This window comes from Lacinutrix sp. (assembly GCF_037625555.1).
Lineage (GTDB): Bacteria > Bacteroidota > Bacteroidia > Flavobacteriales > Flavobacteriaceae > Lacinutrix.
Window position 1 is genome coordinate 1 of sequence record NZ_JASJHV010000089.1, and the last position, 3,365, is coordinate 3,365.

Annotated in this window: 2 protein-coding genes and 1 pseudogene; 2 read left to right on the top strand and 1 reads right to left on the bottom strand. The window is 32.5% G+C overall.

Annotated features, from left to right (window positions below):
- Window positions 1-178: 178 nt before the first annotated feature.
- Complete coding sequence (locus tag QNK89_RS07655; protein WP_340170423.1) at window positions 179-2,518, bottom strand: UvrD-helicase domain-containing protein; 2,340 nt, start codon at window positions 2,516-2,518, stop codon at window positions 179-181.
- A gap of 192 nt (window positions 2,519-2,710) precedes the next feature.
- Here QNK89_RS07655 and QNK89_RS07660 point away from each other — a divergent pair.
- Together QNK89_RS07660 and QNK89_RS07665 are read left to right on the top strand one after the other, a co-directional pair.
- Window positions 2,711-3,004 (top strand): annotated as a pseudogene (locus tag QNK89_RS07660) (FMN-binding glutamate synthase family protein); the annotation flags it as partial.
- Between the two features lie 88 nt (window positions 3,005-3,092).
- On the top strand, window positions 3,093-3,242 hold the full coding sequence (locus tag QNK89_RS07665; RefSeq protein WP_340170424.1) for a hypothetical protein: 150 nt from the start codon (window positions 3,093-3,095) through the stop codon (window positions 3,240-3,242).
- Window positions 3,243-3,365: the final 123 nt, after the last annotated feature.

Consider the following 3,365-nt stretch of genomic DNA (forward strand, 5'->3'; position numbering starts at 1 on the left):
ACCTACATTTTTTAATCCAAAAAATTTACTGGAGTATGCTGGTATTGTTAAAAAATCTCTAAAAGAGACACTCTTTTCTTTAATTGCTTCTAATGCTTCTTTTGTGAAAATTTGAGCATTACTAGTAATGAATGAAGCTAAAAAAAAAGTGAGTATTAATGTTGTTTTTAATTTCATTCTAACCAATAACCTCCAACTTAGCAAACCTTAATAGTAGCTTTTTTAAACCTCCAAATTCAAAGTTAATTTCAGCTTTTTTATCTCCTCCTTTACCTTCAATTTTTAATACTTCTCCTCTACCAAATTTTAGGTGCTTTACTCTGTTTCCAACTGTAAGTTCTCCATCAAACAGATTAGCATCTGCAGGAACTTCAACTTCTGAAGCTTTTTTCATTTTCTTTGGAGCACTTATTTCAAAGTTTACTGGTTCTTTCTTTTTTGCCACTTTCTTTATAAATTTAGGTTGTAGTGCTTTTTTAAATCTTATTTTATTTGGTTCTAAATCACCAAAAATATCTGCTGATAACATAGGATTTATAAGACGTTCTTCTATTGGAGTAACTATGTCTAAAAATTGATCTTCTATCTCTTCTATAAAACGACTAGGTTCAGAATCTACTAATTTTCCCCAACGGTGACGAGATAACGCATAGGTTAAGTGCGCTTTTTTCTCTGCTCTTGTCAAAGCTACGTAAAATAATCGTCTTTCTTCTTCTAGTTCACTTCGAGTATTCATACTCATTGCACTTGGAAACAAATCTTCTTCTAAACCTACTACAAATACATGATTGAATTCTAAGCCTTTAGAAGAGTGAATTGTCATTAAAGCCACATGATTTGGGTCTCCTTTATCTCCATCTAAATCTGTAGCTAAAGCCACATCTTCTAAAAATTCTGCTAAATCATCTTTAGAATCTGCTATTTCTAATTGGCCTTCTACAAAATCCTTAATACCATTTAAAAGTTCTTCTACGTTTTCAAGCCTCATGACACTTTCTGGTGTACCATCTTTATTAAACTCTCTAATTAAACCACTTGTTTTTGTAACATGTTCAGACAAATCAAAAGCATTGGCTGTTTGGTTCATTACCTGATAACTTTCTATTAAAGTTACAAAGTCTCTAAGTTTATTTTTTGTGCCATTGTTTATGTTAATTGAAATAGTGTCTATCTCTTTTAGTAAACCAAAAATTGTTTTACCTGTAGCATTGGCTGCTACCACCAACCTATCTATTGTTGTTTGACCAATACCACGAGCAGGAAAATTAATAACGCGTTTTAGAGCTTCTTCATCTGAAGAATTTAATATTAAACGCAGATATGCAGTAACATCTTTAATTTCTTTACGTTGGTAAAAGGAGGTGCCTCCATAAATACGATATGGTATGTCTCGTTTACGTAAAGCGTCTTCCATTGCACGTGATTGTGAATTGGTACGATATAAGATAGCAAAATCACTGTTTAGTAATTGGTTGTTCATCTTTTCTTCCCAAATGGTACTTGCAACATAACGTCCTTCGTCTCCATCTGTTAAAGAGCGATGAACTTTCACCTTATCACCTTCATCATTAGCAGTCCAAACTATTTTATCTAACTTCGTTTTATTGTGCTCTATTACTGAGTTTGCTGCACCAACTATATTTTTTGTAGAACGATAGTTTTGTTCTAATCGGTACATTTTAACATTATCGTAATCCTTTTGAAAATTCAAAATATTGTTAATGTTAGCGCCTCGAAAAGCGTAAATACTTTGGGCATCGTCTCCTACAACACATATATTTTGAAACCTATCTGCTAATGCCCTAACTATAAGGTATTGAGAGTGGTTTGTATCTTGATACTCGTCTACTAATATATAACGAAACTTGTTTTGGTATTTTGCTAAAACGGCTGGAAAACGTGTTAACAATTCGTTAGTTCTTAATAACAAATCATCAAAATCCATTGCGCCTGCTTTAAAACATCGGTTTACATATTCTGCGTAAATATCACCCATTTTTGGTCTGCGTGCCATAGCATCTGCTTCCAATAATTCTGGGTTTTTAAAATAAGCCTTAACAGTAATCAAACTGTTTTTATATGATGAAATCCTACTGTAAACTTGCTTGGTTTTATAGATGTCTTTCTCTAAACCCATTTCTTTAATAATAGAACTTAGAAGTTTTTGAGAATCTTGAGTATCGTAAATTGTAAAATTACTTGGAAAACCTAAGTGGTGACCTTCAAAACGTAAAATCTTAGCAAAAACAGAGTGAAATGTTCCCATCCATAGATTTTTTGCCTCTCCATCGCCTACAATATCCGCAATTCTGCCTTTCATCTCTTTAGCAGCTTTATTTGTAAAAGTAAGAGCCAAAATATTAAAGGCATCTATACCTTGACTCATTAAGTAAGCTATTCTATAAGTTAACACACGAGTTTTACCAGATCCTGCACCAGCAATAATAATCATTGGTCCCTCTTTCTGGACTGTTGGCTCGTATTGCGCTTCGTTTAACTGACTTAAGTACTTCTCCAATTTCTATACGTTTTTAAAGACCAAAAATAACTATTGTTATGGTTTAAACCCATTGGTTTTATTAATAATTATAAACAATTATAAAGATTTTAGAGGTTTGTTTTTTGTTCTTTGCAATCTAGATTAAAGTTTAAACCTATTTTTGTAAAAATTTTTAAAATTATGGAAACCGTTACAACCTTTTTATAAAGTATAGCATGGTGGCTTTGGATTATTATCGCCTCAGTAATTGTAGCCTTGCGAGATATAATACAACGCAGACATACTATTAGCCATAACTACCCAATTGTTGGTCACTTACGTTATTTATTTGAAAGCATAGGACCAGAAATAAGACAATACTTTGTAGCTAATAATAGAGGGGAATTACCATATAATTGTATTGAACGTGGTTGGGTTTACGCTTCTGCAAAAGGTGAAAACAATTATGAAGGTTTTGGTACAGATCGCGATATTTATGCACACCAGCATATCTTTATTAATAATGTGTAATCCGTCAAACCAAAGTGAACTGTTTAGTATAAAACTCTAGTATATAGTTTTTATTAATTTTAACCTTTTAAATTTAATAAAAATGGAAGAAAAAACAAGTGCAATACAGTTCATAAAAGAACTAAAAAGGAAAACTCGAAAGCGTTACAACTCTGAGGAAAAAATAGCAGTTGTATTGGCTGGGTTTAAACAAGAAGATTCTATTGCTCAGATTTCAGGAATCACGGGATAACCCCTGCAACATACTACAAGTGGAGTAAGGACTTTATGGAAGCTGGAAAACATAGATTGCAAGGAGATACTTTGAGAGAGGCAAATACTTCAGAGGTGAAAGCCCTAAAAAGAGAAAATGAAG